Genomic DNA, 13,827 nt, shown 5'->3' with positions numbered 1-13,827 from the left:
CTCACTTGCCTTCCCAGGAGACTGCCTGGCCTTCCTTGAGGAACTTTCCGCCTTCGGTGACGATCAGGTCGTGCGGCGCGACGCCGCTGGTCACGACGAAATTGCTTTGGCGGTAACGGCCGACCGATATCTTGCGGAGCGAAACGGAGCGGTTTTCGGGGTTGACCAGCCATACGGCGGGTTCGCCTTTGGCGGACGCGATCGCGGTATAGGGCAAAGCGATCCCCTGGCGCGGCGGTGAACGGAGCTTGCCTACCACCGGCGTGCCGAGCGGCCATAGCGCGGCCTCCTGGAGCCCGACCTTGATCCGGATTGTGCCGGCTTTCGCGTCTATCACGGGAGAGACCTCCCGAATCTTGGCGTGCACGTCGAGCGCGCGGTCCGTCACTCGCGCGACATCCACGTCGGTCAGCGGCGGGCCATCCAGAAAGAATGCCTCGAAGACATCAAATACCGCGTCTCGCGGGCCGTCGTGGGCGAGCGTAAAGGCGGACTGTGCTGCAGACACCACCTGCCCTTCTTCTATGCTGCGCGCCGTGATGATTCCGTCTGCGGCGGACTTCAACTCCGTGTAGGACAGCGCGTCCTCGGCCGTCGCGAGCGCGGCCTCGGCGACCTCCAAGGAAGCCTGCGCACTCAGCAGTTCCTTTTGGGCATCATCAAAGATCGCCCGCGGCAACTGCCTGTGACCGTAGGAGCGACCTTGATCGCTCGAAAGCCAATGTCTTTTGTCTGACAACGGCCTGCGCCGATTCCAGTGCCGCGCGGGCGACGCGAACGTCCGCCTGTTGTTCCGTGTCGTTGAGCCGGGCAAGGACGTCGCCGGCGCGAACATGCGATCCAACGTCGACCTTTCTCTCAAGAACGCGACCACTGACGCGAAAGGAGAGTTCGCTCTGAACTGTCGCCTTCACCTCACCGGTGATTTCCGCACCCTGTTGATACTGAGCCTCGGCAGCCGCAACGACGCGCACTTGCTGCGGCGGCGGCGCCACTTCGGCTTTGTCTTCGCAAGCAGCCAGACATGCACAGGCGAGACCAATTCCCAGCAATCGAAAGGACTGCATTTTTTTCTCCGGTACGGTTTGCGACCAAAAGAGAGCTGCGCTGTTCGTCGCAGTCTCCAATCTGATGCGTGTAATGGGCCATCGCCCGATGTTGACAGCGCCCACTTAAGGGTTAGAGTGGGCATTGTCAACATCGTTTGCGTAAAAAGTTGACACGCGCAACTTATAAACCTAAATGGACGATCATGACCAAAGACATGTCCAGCACAGAGACGCGCCCCTACCACCATGGTGACCTGCACAGGGCGATTGTCGGGGCCGCACTCGATGTCCTCAGCGAATCCCAAAGCACAGAGTTCTCGCTTCGGGAGCTCGCCCGTCGCGCGGGCGTCAGTCATAACGCCCCTTACAAACATTTCGCCGACAAGCGTGAATTGCTGGCGGCCGTCTCGGCGGTAGGGTTCGAGCTCCTTGCAAAGCAGATGACCGCCGCGACGAAAGAACTCGACAGTCCGCGCGAGCGGCTGGCAGCTATAGCGCGCGCTTACGTTTCCGGCGGCGTCAACAATCCTGCGCTCTACAGATTGATGTTCGGCGGCTATCTTACCGGTCAGGACAATGGGCGCCCTGCTGTCGAAAGAACTGCGGCAGAGAACATGAAAGCGCTTCTGGTGGACGCGATAAGCGACGGGGCGCTCGGGCGGCTCATTCCGAACACGGCCGCAAATACGCGGAAGATTGACGGTGCTATTCTAATTTTCTGGTCGCAAATGCATGGTCTCACTTTGCTGCTGGTAGACCGCCTCGTCGGCCCCAACGACAAGATGGAGGCGCTGACCGAGAGCGTCTTGCAAGGCATGCTCGACGGATTGGCGAATAGTATCCCCGCGATACCAGCGGGCGTGTGGGTAGGACCTCGGCCCGCCGAATAAAACGTCCCAAGCCTCGCGCTCAGTAACCAGCTGACATTTTGGCGAGGATGCTTGTATTGGGGCTGATGTTTTGCTGGCGACTGAGCGGGTGATTTCCGCACTCAAATCAAATTGGCCGGGATTGGGGTGCTGCGCTCGTAGACCTGGGAAATATCCGACCGACCTTAGCCTTAAGCCGCTGCTGTCAACATATTTCCGACCTGGGTATACGACGACTTGGCCTTCGCAGCCTTCTCCCTCAAAGCAGCCAGCTCTTCAGCAAGCAGTTCCACGGCGATCTTCTGGACGGCTGCCTTCAACCGATCCTCGACTTCGAAACTGTCCAGCATGTAACTGGTTATTGCGTCTTTCATCAGTTCTTCGATGGCAGGATCATTTTGCTCCAGCATATCAGTCATACTGTGCTTCCTTTGGTTGCGGGCATTTCCCTTCAGTTGGCACCTTTGAAGCTAGTCCCAAGCGTTATCTCGGTCCATAATACTTGCGGAAGACTTTCTGAATTCTAGGCATGCTCATTTCCGCCTTTGGTTTAACCCGCTCCACCAGATTCCCGGAAGCTATCGCGCTTTATCCTGCGAGGCTTTGGCGGAGGTCGCAGTGGCTATTTCAGTTTGGACCCGGCTGATAGGATTGGAAAGATCAAAGTCGGCGCCGAAGGCAACGGTGGGAGTGTTTGGATCGGCTGGTTTTTCCTCCCTGTTCTGAAGTCATTTGCAACGATTTCGGCCGATCCGCGCCAGCGCTTGTCGACGAGCCGAGGCATTGGGGACCTTGAGTTCCCGCAAGTCGGCCAACCTAGCAGCTTTATTGACGCAAAGGCGGATTGGCGACGTACCGTATCGGTTCGATAACTCAGGGGGGATCGGTCGAGGAGTGGGCGCCGTCATACTGGACGAAGGACCGATGGCGGACAGAAATGTGCGGCTTAGTGAAGACGGGGGCACGCACGACATCCGCGTCATAGTTGGTTAGCAATCATGCCCGAAATCATGTCGACCGACCGCGCCTTCGACCGTTTGCCAACCGACCAGGATCTGGGGCGGCTGCAATTCACCACCTTTGCTTTACTATCTCCAATGCACGAACCCGGACAACGGTCTGGTTCGCGACAAAACCGAACCGAATGCCCCAGCAAGCATCGCGGCAATTGGCATGGCTCTGGCGACAATCCCCGTTGTTGTCGAGCGCGGGGTAATCATCCGCGAATTAGCTGCAAAGATCACCCGCAAGCGAATGCGGTTTTTGATGGAATGCCCGCAGGGGCCACAGCCCGATGCATCCGGGTACATGGGCTTTTTTTATCATTTTCTGGACATCGAAACGGGCCGCCGGGCCCGGCAATGCGAATTGTCCACCATCGATTCGGCTTTCCTGTTCGCCGGAGCCCTGACCGCAGCGACCTATTTTGATGGCGATACGGCCGATGAGGCAGACATCCGCCAGCTTGCGACGGCGCTTTACGAGCGAGCCGACTGGATGTGGGCTTGCGATGGCGGCCCCACTTTGACGCATGGCTGGCACCCGGAAAGCGGGTTTATTCCCTATCGTTGGCGCGGTTACGATGAAGGTCTGCTGCTGTACATTCTCGGGTTGGGATCGCCAACCCATCCACTGCCTCCGGAGAGTTACGCCGCCTACACCGCGAGCTATGAATGGAGAAACATCTATGGTCGCGAATTGCTTTATTCGGGGCCGCTTTTTCACCCACCAGTTGTCGCACATGTGGGTAGACTTTCGAGGCATTCGTGACGAGTTCATGCGCCAGCACCACAGCGACTACTTTGAAAACAGCCGGCAGGCATCATTCGTGCAGCAGGAATATGCAATTCGCAACCCGATGCGTTTTGCGGGTTACGGGGAATATTGTTGGGGGTTTACCGCCTGCGACGGACCAGGTTGGGGTAAGCAGGCGATCAATGGCGTCGACCGGGAGTTCTTCGACTACATCGCCCGTGGCGCGCCCTTCGGACCTGACGATGGCACCGTCGCGCCATGGGTCGTTGTCGCCTCGCTGCCGTTCGCGCCGGAGATCGTCGTGCCGACAGTCCTCAACTTTGCGCGAATGAAGCTCGGCATGACGCGCCTTTACGGTTTCAAACCGTCGTTCAACCAGACCTATGCCGTGGAAAACAGTCCGACCGGATGGTGGGTGAGCCCCTATCACTTTGGCATTGACCAAGGCCCGGTGGTGCTGATGATCGAAAACTACCGAACCGGTTTGCTCTGGAACATCATGCGTCGATGCAAGCCTCTGGTAATCGGATTGCGTCGCGCGGGATTTTCAGGGGGATGGCTTTAGATTGGATGCGCTCCGATCCCTTGAGTTTGCCTCGCCTACTGCGGCAAATCGGACCCAGAGGTTGTGGTTACGTCGAAGCCGTTGAACCCCGGATTGAAGTGGAGGTGCAGCCCGCTTTGCCTAGGAGAGGTCTTTGCGACCTCATGAACCGCTTTCGCCCTCGCTACTGAGAGCCAGCGCAGAACGGATGCAATCAAGCAAAACCTGTTCGCCAAACGGTTTTGTCAGGCAGCCGATGATGTCTGCGCCCAACGCAGACGCGCGCACATTCTTTTCCGGAAAGGCGGTGATCAAGACAGTCGGAATGCTCTTGCCCAGCGCGACGAGCCGGCGGTGCAGATCGAGCCCGCTCATTCCGGGCATATTGATGTCCGTCACCAGGCAGGCCGTGCGGCGCATATGGGGGAATCTTCAAGAAATCATCCGCGGATGAAAAGGTCTCGGCGTCAAATCCCATCGACCTCATGAGCCCCTTGATAGCCTCGCGCATCGACTCGTCGTCGTCGACGATCGCAATCAGAGGTTTCTTGGTTGGCACTGCCGCCTCCCGACTTCGCCGATCGGCGTCTTACCGAATTGGCGTTGTGGCGCGCTTGAATGGATGGATTTAGTATCTAACGGCGACGAAGCCATCGCAAGCTATACGATCGTATAGATTGTGTGAGGCTTGCGGCAACGAGTGCGGCATCTGCTCAGGAGCGCCCGCTCATGGGGATGAGACAGTCGATGTAATTTTGAGATCGACGCGCCCTGCGAAAGCGGCACCAGGCGCGCGTCGGGCTGGTCGGCCGATGCAGAATAGGTCGGTGCGAGGAAGGTCTCGACTGTTCGCGCGGAAGGGTGGCGAAATGGCCGCACAGCGGCGCGGCCACCAGGAGCTTTGGCTGCGGCTTGGCCACGTGCGGCGCCTGGTCCAACTCAATCGCCCGGCCGAAGGGGCCCTGATCGCGCCGGTGAGGCCGCCTGAGCTTCCGATTGACCGCGACCAGCCGGCCGAAGGGGCGTTCCCAGGCGATGATTTCGCTCAGACCTGCTGGCCGTCAAGGAGCGTGGTCGCAAGCCTGAACGCCGGCTTGTCGTGGGCCCGCGTCGTCGTCTCGATGAGCGGGCAGACGGCGGCGATGGTCCGGGCGTAGACTGTGCCGGCGAGAGGGTCGCATCGATGCTCGAAGATCCGTTTCATCCCCGCTTGGCTGCCCGTGCAGGAGCGAGCATCACTCGGCACAGCGTCGCTAATGCTTGGTTTGGCTGCCTCGCGCCGCTCACACTTGCGGCACCCGTCCCTCGTGAGGCAGACGCCGGCCATGGAGCGCATCGGCACGCTATGGCAGATTGCAGGACGCGCAAGCGCTCTCGTGGGCAGCCCGCATTTAGCCTTGTGGCCGAAGTTATTAGCGCGCATTCTGGTGTGCGAAAAAACTCCGTTTCGGCATCGACGAAGGAGAGAGGAGGAGTGTTCTCATCGCGTCATTGGCGCTCTGCTGGTTGGGCTTTGCCCGCTGTTGCTGCAGTGGGTGCAGATCCTGCACGTCCCAACGCTTCGGTTGACCTTGGGGGGCGCTGGCGATGACCGAGGCAACCATCATTGTCATCGATGATGATCCGGCGATCCGCGACGCGCTTGGCAGTCTGCTGCGTTCCGTCGGTTTTGACGTGAAACTCCTCGCCTCTGTGGACGACTTCCTCAGGTCTGGACGACCCGACGGACCGACCTGTCTCGTGCTCGATGTCCGGCTTCCGGGACAAAGCGGTCTTGATTTTCAGCTCGAGCTGTCACGAGAAAATATTCAGCTGCCGATCGTCTTCATCACCGGGCACGGCGACATTCCCATGTCTGTCCAGGCGATGAAGGGGGGCGCGGTCGAGTTCCTGACGAAACCGTTCCGAGACCAGGATTTGCTCGACGCCGTTCACGTCGGCCTGGCGCGCGACCGCGTGTGGCTTGAAAATGAAAAGGCATTGGCGACGGTGCGCGCGCGTTTCGATAGCCTGACCCCGCGCGAGCGCGAGGTGATGGCTTTGGTCGTGGCCGGACGGCTCAACAAGCAGATTGCCGGCGATCTAGGCGTGAGCGAGATTACCGTAAAGGTTCATCGCAGCCAGGTCATGCAGAAGATGGGTACCAGGTCCCTGCCCGAACTCGCGCGTATGGCTGACAAGCTGATGTTCGCGCCGGGAAAGCCGCAAACGCACTCATAAAGGTCTTGGCCGCGCGTATAGGTCACCCCCTCCTCATTGATAATCGATCCTTCCTGGTGACCAATAGCCCGGGCGGGAGCCCTCCTCTATGATGCGGGTTCCTTCCTCCTCCCAGGCCGTATCGCCCCCGATCGGCCCGCCTTGAGCCTCCCAACCCCCGGGAGGCTTCTTTTTGGATCTCTCGCATGGCAGACAAGGTCGCGCTCTCAAGACCGACCGAATGGATTTGTCTATAAGATCGCACCACGGCATGTGGGGCTGCCGGGGTCATGGTTAACAAGTGCTCTGTGCCGGGGGAGAATGCCGTGCGATTCGGGGGACCAATCCTCGTCAAAAGGTACGGGCGGCCGGATGGGATATGAGCTCACCAACGAGGTCCGCATGAGCGCAAAGGTGCCGGAGCGCCATCGCTAGTGCAGCTTCGGCCAAAATGGAGTCGCCACGGCTGCACTATCTTTTTGATTTTATGCAAATTCCGGACCGATCCACACTTTTCCTGGATTTGTTCTAGGCGGTCGGGCCTCCGTGCTGACGACGAACGCGATCTTTGTCTGCGGCGTCTCGATCATGCGAGACGCCGTAATGGGGTGGCAGCGAACTCACGGTGTCTATAGTGAGAAGGAATCCCGCGCCATGATGCGTTGGAGGCTTCTTCGATGCATACAAAGCGTGCGCGCAGTGCGCGATACGTTCGCCCCGCACATGGTGTAAATTCTCTTAATATGCTCGATGCGAACGGCCTCGGGGCGCGAAATCGTATCGGGTATCGGCGCGGAATCGAGATTTCGTCCGAGCAGCACGGCCAGCACGACATCGACCTCCATCGGCTTCGGCAAAACGTCACTGGCTCCCTCTCTGACGGCACGGACCGCCGTACTGATGTTGCAGTAGCTACTTTGGACCACGACGCGTGTAGTGCCCAGTTTTGCCAACGCTTCGACGATCTCAAAACCATTGCCGTCAACGTATTTGAGTTCAATCAGTGCGAAATCGGGCACGTCGCTTTCAAGCTGCGCCTTGGCTCCGGCAACGCTGCGTGGCCAGTCCGAACCGTCAGTCCCTCAGAAAGGAGACGTGCAACAAGCGGGGAAAAAACGTCGATTTCCGGATCCGCGACCAACACACTGGCTTTCCTGGTGCTGGATGCCGAGGACGCCTCGGGGACAAAGTATGAGGATACCATCATGACCGCTCCCTGTTTCAGGATCGCTTCGAGTCTAAGACAAGGCGGCTGGAGAGGACATTATACGCTTGGATAGTTTTCAATAGCCGATGGTTGTTGACGGTGCCTGCTTCAGCTGGCTAACGCGCCTGGAGCGACGGTGGTAATTGCCGATCGATGAACATGTCTCGCGCTGAGCACGTTCGCGGATGGGCTCGATGCTGGTATTCCAAAGTATCGCAAGGAGAAACCGCCGTATAGTTTTCCGTCGTCTTTTTAATCGCTAGTCTCTAGTCGTTGCCTCACGACAGGCAGGTAGCGAATTTCCCCCTGCTACCAACAAGCTTCGCCGGCTCCAGGCTCCGAAGCTCTGCGGTTCCACGATCCGCCCGTCCATCCGGCCGTCGCTGGGCGGTCTTTCGTCAGCAGAGGCGGACCATGCATCGAAGGGGCGAGTGGTCGCCGCTCGGCTGATCCGCTGGGACGAACAGGCGAGATGTGGTAAGAAGGCAGGGAAGTGATTACGGTTCATCATATGTGCTCGCTTTGGCCAATGTGATTGGACGGATCTCCGAAACGAGAGTGGCAGTGCCAAATGAGACAGGCGAGGTGACGAAGTCGGCAAGTAAGCACATCCTCTTTCTTCGGCGTTGGTGGAGATAGCAGTTTGGAGGTTTTCTGGGAGGATGGTGATCGCGTGTTCCACCGGGAACGGCGCAGGGGCGCCGACGGCAAGTGGAACCCGGTACTGGTCGTGCTTCCTGCCCTCGAGCACCCGACACTTTCAAGCCTCGAACGCCTCGACCATGAATATGGATTGAAGGATGAGCTCGATAGCGCATGGGCGGTGCGACCGCTTGAGTTGGTGCGTGAAGGCGGCCGGACCATGCTGGTGCTTGAAGATCCGGGCGGCGAGCCGCTCGCCCGGCGGCTCGGAACGGCAATGGAAACGGAGCTTTTCCTGCGCCTCGCGATCGGCATCGCCGCTGCGCTCGGCAAGGCCCACCAGCGCGGCCTCGTCCACAAGGACATCAAACCGGCCAACATCCTGGTAACGGACGCGGGCGCCGAGGTGCGGCTCACCGGCTTCGGTATCGCCTCGCGTCTCTCCCGCGAACGGCAGGCGCCTGAGCCGCCCGAAGTGGTCGCCGGAACGCTTGCCTATATGGCCCCCGAGCAGACCGGGCGCATGAACCGCTCGATCGATTCCCGCAGCGACCTTTATGCGCTCGGCGTGACCCTCTACGAAATGCTGACCGGGAGCCTGCCCTTCGCCGCTTCCGACCCGATGGAATGGGTGCATTGCCACATTGCACGGCAGCCGATGCCGCCCAACGAGCGGGCGGCGGATGTTTCACCGGCGGTCTCGGCCATCGTCATGAAGCTGCTCGCCAAGACGGCCGAGGAACGATACCAGACGGCAGGCGGCGTCGAGCACGATCTGAGCCGCTGTCTCAGCCAATGGGAAATGCAATGCCGGATTGATGCATTCCCGCTCGGCGAACGCGATATCCCGGACCGCGTGCTGATTCCCGAGAAGCTATACGGGCGAAAGCGCGAGGTCGAGACCTTGCTCGCTGCCTTCGACCGCGTGGTGTTGAGCGGGGCGCCGGAGTTGGTGCTCGTCTCTGGCTATTCCGGCATCGGCAAGTCGGCGGTGGTCAATGAACTCCACAAAGTACTGGTGCCGCCGCGCGGGCTGTTCGCGTCCGGCAAATTCGACCAGTACAAGCACGACATCCCTTATGCGACCCTGGCGCAGGCCTTTCAGGGCCTCCTCAAGGGACTCCTTGCCAAGAGCGAGGCCGATTTGGCACCGTGGCGCGAGGCGCTGAGCGAAACGCTGGGGCCGAACGGACAGCTGATGGTCGATCTCGTCCCCGAACTGAAGCTCATCATCGGCGACCAGCCGCCGGTCGCTGAACTTCCGCCACAGGACGCGCAACGGCGATTCCAGCTGATATTCCGGCGGTTCATCAGCGTCTTTGCCCGGCCCGAACATCCGCTAGCGCTGTTCCTCGACGATCTCCAATGGCTCGACGCGGCGACACTCGACCTGCTGGAGGATCTGCTGACCCGATCGGATCTGCAACAGCTCATCCTGATCGGTGCCTATCGCGACAACGAAGTCACCGCCGCCCATCCTTTGATGCGGAAGCTTGACGCGATCAAGACCGCCGGCGGCAAGGTCGCGGAAATCACGCTTGCGCCGCTTACTCAAGACTATCTCCGGCAGTTGATTGCGGATGCGCTCCACTGTCAGCCCGAGCGTGCAGCCCCGCTCGCACAGATGATGCTCGACAAGACCGGCGGCAATCCGTTCTTCGTCCGTCAGTTCCTGTTTTCGCTCGCCGAAGAGGGAATGCTCACCTTCGATCATGACGCGGCATGCTGGTCCTGGGATCTCGAGCGTATTCACGCCAAGGGATACACCGACAACGTCGCGCACCTCATGGTCGGCAAGCTCGCGCGCCTGCCGCCCGAAACGCTGGAGGCGTTGCAGCAGTTCGCCTGTCTCGGAAACATCGCAGATACCACGATGCTTTCGCTCGTCCTCGAAACCCCGGAGGAGCAAGTCCCCGAGGCCCTGTGGCCTGCCGTCGCTCATGAACTGCTCGAGCGTCTGGCAGGCGCCTACCGGTTCGTCCACGATCGCGTTCAGGAAGCTGCCTATTCGCTGATCCCGGAGGAGCGGCGCGGCCAGTTGCACCTTCGCATAGGGAGACTGCTTGCGGCGAACACCGCGCCGGAACTGATTGAGGATTATGTTTTCGAAATTGTCAGCCAGCTTAATCGCGGGGCCGCACTGATCACCTCAGCTGAGGAGCGCGAGCAACTGGCGAAGTTCAATCTGCTGGCCGGCAGGCGCGCCAAGGCCTCGACGGCCTACGCCTCGGCGCTCAACTATTTTGTTGCCGGCACGACACTGCTGCCGGAAGACGCCTGGGCGCGCCAGCACCAACTGGCGTTCGCGCTTGAGCTGAACCGAGCCGAATGCGAGTTCCTGATTGGCGCGCTGGCGGACGCGGAGGAGCGGTTAACACAGCTTTCCAATTGTGCTGTGTGCTCCGACGACCAGGCTGCTGTCGCCTGCCTGCGCATCGATCTCTATGCTGCGCTCGGTCAGACCAGTCGCTCCGCCGCCGTCGGTCTTGACTACCTGAGGCAGCATCTCGGCATCGACTGGTCGCCGCATCCGGCCGACGAGGAGGTGCAACGAGAATACGGCCGGATCTGGGCGCAGCTGGGGAGCCGCGCAATCGAGGAGCTCATTGATCTGCCGTTGATGAGCGACCCGGCATCCTGCGCGACGCTGGATATCCTCACCCGGCTCGTTGGGGCGGTATGGCATACCGATGCGGAATCTTGCATGCATGGCGATCTGCCTGGCTGTTAATCTGAGCCTCGAGCGAGGCAACAGCGACGGTTCCTGCTACCATTATGTGTCGCTTGGCTATATTGCCGGACCGCGCTTCGGCGACTATGCGGCCGGATTTCGATTCGGTCGGCTCGGCTGCCAACTTGTCGAAGAGCGCGAACTGAAGCGCTTCCAAGCCAGGACTCATAAAAGACTTCGCGGCCCACGTCATACCGTGGACGAAACATGTCAGAACCGCCCGCGACATCTTGCAGCGAGCGCTTGAAATTGCCAACCAGAGCGGCGACCTCACGTTTGCCGGATACAGCTATGCCAGTTTGAATTCGAACCTGCTGGCGGCGGGAGATCCGCTTACGGAAGTGCAACGCCAAGCGGAGATTGGCCTTGCGTTTGCGCAGAAGGTGCGGTTCCAGTTCGTCATCGACCTCGCCAGCGCGCAACTCGGCCTCGTCCGGACGCTGCGCGGGTTGACCCGGAAATTCGGCTCCTTCGACGACGACGGATTTGACGAACTTGAGATCGAACGCCGGTTTTCCGACGATCCGAATTTGATTCTTGCGGAAACCTGCTACTTCGTCAGAAAACTCCAGGCGCGGTTCTTTGCGGGCGACTATGAGGCGGCCGTCGATGCGTCATTGCGGGCGCAGAGGCTACCATGGACATCGGTGTCGCATTTCGAAGAAACGCCGGAACATCATTTCTACGCCGCCTTGGCCCGCGCCGCATGCTGCGACTCTTCTGTGGCTGAACAGCGGGAGCGGCATACGGAGGCCCTGGTCGCCCACCACCGACAGCTTCAGATCTATGCGAAGAATTGCCCTGAGAACTTCGAGAACCGAGCCGCGCTGGTCGGCGCCGAGATAGCACGCCTTGAGGGCCGCGAAATCGACGCCGTGCGGCTTTACGAACAAGCGATCCGCTCGGCGCGTGCCAACGGGTTCATTCATCATGAAGCCCTCGCATATGAACTCGCCGCCCGCTTTTATGCGCAGGGAGGTTTCGAGGACTTCACTCGTCTCTATCGCCGCAACGCACGTGGCTGCTATCTGCGCTGGGGCGCCGACGGTAAGGTGAGGCAACTCGACCAACTTTATCCTGATCTGCGAGGGGAAGAACGCGCTCCTGATCCAACCAGCACCATTGGTGCACCGATCGAGCAACTCGATCTCGCAACCGTTATCAAGATCTCGCAAGCCGTTTCGGGCGAGATTGTCCTTCAAAAGCTGATCGACACGGTCTTGCGCACCGCCGTTGAGCAGGCGGGGGCCGAGCGCGGCCTGTTGATCCTGCCGCGTGGCGGTGAGTCACGGATCACGGCGGAGGCCACGACCGGCGGCGACACGGTCGTGGTGCAGTTGCGTGATGAGATCGTCACCGCGCTCACGCTGCCGGAATCGCTCCTTCATTATGTCTTGCGCACAAACGAAAGCGTGGTTCTCGGCGACGCCATAGCTCAGAATCCATTTTCCGCGGACCCCTACATCTGTCAGCACCATGCTCGTTCCATTCTCTGCGTGCCGTTGCTCAACCAGGGCCAACTGACCGGAGTACTCTATCTTGAGAACAACCTCGCCCCTCGGGTCTTCGCGCCGGCCCGGATCGCGGTGCTGAAGCTGCTCGCCTCTCAGGCGGCGATCTCACTGGAGAATACCCGGTTGTACCGCGATCTCGCTGAACGCGAAGCCAAGATCCGTCGCCTCGTCAAGGCCAACATCATCGGGATCGTCATCTGGGATATCGAAGGTCGCATTCTTGAGGCCAACGACGCCTTCCTCCGCATGGTGGGATACGACCGGGAGGATCTCGCCTCGGGTCGGCTATGCTGGACGGACCTGACGCCGGCCGAATGGCGCGACCGCGACGCGCGGACCATCGCAGAGCTGAAGCTGATCGGGGCAGTCCAACCGTTCGAGAAGGAATACTTTCGGAAAGATGGCAGCCGTCTGCCCGTGTTGATCGGCGGTGCACTGTTGGAAGGAAGCAGGAACGAAGGTGTCTCTTTCGTCCTCGATTTGACGGAGCGCCGGCAGGCGGAAGAGGCGTTACGCGAGAGCGAGGAAGCCTTGCGCGAGGCGCAGGGGCAACTGGCCCACGCAAACCGCGTCGCCACCATGGGGCAGCTCACAGCCTCCATCGCCCATGAAGTCAATCAGCCGCTCGCCGCGTCGCTTACCAACGCCCAGGCGGCCTTGCGCTGGCTCGGAACCTATCCGCCGAATCTGGAGGAGGTGGCTCAGGCGCTCGGCCGGATCGTCGAGAACGCCAATCGGGCCGGCGATGTCATTGGCCGGATCCGCGCCTTGGTCAAGAAGGAGCCCCCTCGCAAGGGGCAGTTCGACCTCAATGAAGCCATTCGTCACGTGATTGCCTTGACCGGCAGTGAAGTGCTCCGGCAAGGCGTGACGCTGCAGACCGAATTCGCGACGAGCCTTCCGCCCGTGGAAGGGGATCGCGTCCAGCTACAACAGGTGATCCTAAACCTGATCATGAACGCCGTTGAGGCGATGAGCGGCATTAATGAGGAAGAGCGCGAGTTGCTGATCAGCACCGAGACAGAGGCCTCAGGAGGCGTGGTCGTCGGGGTGCGCGACTCGGGTCCAGGCCTGGACCCGCAAAGTATGGACCGCGTTTTTGAGGCCTTCTACACGACCAAATCCACCGGTATGGGTATGGGCCTGGCGATCTGCCGTTCGATCATCGAGGCTCATGGGGGCCAGCTATGGGCCACCGCGAATAAACCTCGTGGGGCGGTGTTTCTGTTCACCCTGCCTCTCGAACGAGACGAGCCCGCTGGCGCAAAGCATGCCGACGAAATGGCAATGTTGGGAAACTAATCGGGCGAACGGCTG

The 13,827-nt window shown here is 60.2% G+C and carries 4 protein-coding genes and 5 pseudogenes; 4 read left to right on the top strand and 5 right to left on the bottom strand.

Annotated features, from left to right (window positions below; genetic code table 11):
* Position 1 precedes the first annotated feature (1 nt).
* Positions 2–1,067 (bottom strand): annotated as a pseudogene (locus ACW4PC_RS17225) (efflux RND transporter periplasmic adaptor subunit).
* A 185-nt stretch (positions 1,068–1,252) separates the two neighbouring features.
* Here ACW4PC_RS17225 and ACW4PC_RS17220 point away from each other — a divergent pair.
* Positions 1,253–1,939 carry a TetR/AcrR family transcriptional regulator gene (locus tag ACW4PC_RS17220; protein WP_194728886.1) on the top strand — a complete coding sequence of 229 codons (687 nt, stop codon included), beginning with the start codon at positions 1,253–1,255 and terminating at the stop codon, positions 1,937–1,939.
* Between the two features lie 170 nt (positions 1,940–2,109).
* On the opposite strand, the gene ACW4PC_RS17215 is transcribed toward ACW4PC_RS17220, so the two are convergent.
* A complete protein-coding gene (locus tag ACW4PC_RS17215) occupies positions 2,110–2,337 on the bottom strand; it encodes a hypothetical protein (protein WP_455874568.1) in 228 nt (75 codons plus the stop codon).
* A gap of 579 nt (positions 2,338–2,916) precedes the next feature.
* Here ACW4PC_RS17215 and ACW4PC_RS17210 point away from each other — a divergent pair.
* Positions 2,917–4,238 (top strand): annotated as a pseudogene (locus tag ACW4PC_RS17210) (glucoamylase family protein).
* A gap of 141 nt (positions 4,239–4,379) precedes the next feature.
* Here ACW4PC_RS17210 and ACW4PC_RS17205 read toward each other — a convergent pair.
* Both ACW4PC_RS17205 and ACW4PC_RS17200 read right to left on the bottom strand, forming a co-directional pair.
* Positions 4,380–4,776: pseudogene (locus ACW4PC_RS17205) on the bottom strand (response regulator transcription factor).
* A 486-nt stretch (positions 4,777–5,262) separates the two neighbouring features.
* Positions 5,263–5,421: a hypothetical protein gene (locus ACW4PC_RS17200; RefSeq protein ID WP_455874567.1), complete on the bottom strand. Its 159-nt coding sequence runs from the start codon at positions 5,419–5,421 to the stop codon at positions 5,263–5,265.
* Between the two features lie 383 nt (positions 5,422–5,804).
* Here ACW4PC_RS17200 and ACW4PC_RS17195 point away from each other — a divergent pair, with 383 nt between their 5' ends.
* Positions 5,805–6,437, top strand: a complete 633-nt coding sequence (locus ACW4PC_RS17195) for a response regulator transcription factor (RefSeq protein WP_455874566.1) — start codon at positions 5,805–5,807, stop codon at positions 6,435–6,437.
* A 608-nt stretch (positions 6,438–7,045) separates the two neighbouring features.
* Here ACW4PC_RS17195 and ACW4PC_RS17190 read toward each other — a convergent pair.
* Positions 7,046–7,456: pseudogene (locus ACW4PC_RS17190) on the bottom strand (response regulator transcription factor); the annotation flags it as partial.
* Between the two features lie 810 nt (positions 7,457–8,266).
* Between ACW4PC_RS17190 and ACW4PC_RS17185 the strand changes: the two are divergent.
* Positions 8,267–13,812: pseudogene (locus tag ACW4PC_RS17185) on the top strand (trifunctional serine/threonine-protein kinase/ATP-binding protein/sensor histidine kinase).
* Positions 13,813–13,827: the final 15 nt, after the last annotated feature.

The sequence above is a fragment of the Rhizobium yanglingense genome (assembly GCF_977109285.1).
This window is presented reverse-complemented; position numbering and strand designations above follow the sequence as displayed.

Coding starts and splice junctions, on each gene's coding strand:
- ACW4PC_RS17220 (WP_194728886.1), top strand. CDS start 1,253: ATGACCAAAGACATGTCCAGCACAGAGACGCGCCCCTACCACCATGGT.
- ACW4PC_RS17215 (WP_455874568.1), bottom strand. CDS start 2,337: ATGACTGATATGCTGGAGCAAAATGATCCTGCCATCGAAGAACTGATG.
- ACW4PC_RS17200 (WP_455874567.1), bottom strand. CDS start 5,421: ATGAAACGGATCTTCGAGCATCGATGCGACCCTCTCGCCGGCACAGTC.
- ACW4PC_RS17195 (WP_455874566.1), top strand. CDS start 5,805: ATGACCGAGGCAACCATCATTGTCATCGATGATGATCCGGCGATCCGC.